The sequence below is a fragment of the Enterococcus sp. B2E4 genome, assembly GCF_030499455.1.
Taxonomy (GTDB): Bacteria; Bacillota; Bacilli; order Lactobacillales; family Enterococcaceae; genus Enterococcus_D; species Enterococcus_D casseliflavus.
In genome coordinates this window covers 1-374 of the sequence record NZ_JAUKPK010000059.1, presented here as the reverse complement: position 1 = coordinate 374, position 374 = coordinate 1, and the positions used below count along the sequence as shown (strand labels likewise).

The 374-nt window shown below is 32.1% G+C and carries 1 protein-coding gene; it reads right to left on the bottom strand.

Going from position 1 to position 374, the window contains the following annotated elements; translation table 11 throughout:
* The coding region (locus Q1X33_RS16635) for a transposase (RefSeq protein WP_301969852.1) at window positions 1-297 on the bottom strand (297 nt) is incomplete at its 3' end.
* Between the last annotated feature and the right edge of the window lie 77 nt (window positions 298-374).

The following is a 374-nucleotide window of genomic DNA, read 5'->3' as shown; positions in this document are numbered from 1 at the left end:
TTCTAAACTCAAACCTAAAAACCAGCGATAAGCGATATTCACTTCTATTTCTTTAATTGTTTGTCTCATACTTTTAATACCAAATAGATATTGAATCATTGGTAATTTAATTAGAAGAATAGGATCCAAGCTAGGACGTCTTTGGATTTCATCGTATTTCTCTTTAATCAATTCATAAATAAAGGAGAAATCAATACATTGATCTATTTGCCGCAATAAATGGTCCTGTGGGACCAAGTCTTCAAGAGAAAAGAAACCGATTTGTGCGCGTTTACTCATATCTTGTTTTGAGAGCATCTGGATACACCTCCATTTGATACTCTTATTTTAACGGATAAAAAAAGACAAAGCACTAAAAACTAGTACTTTGTCTA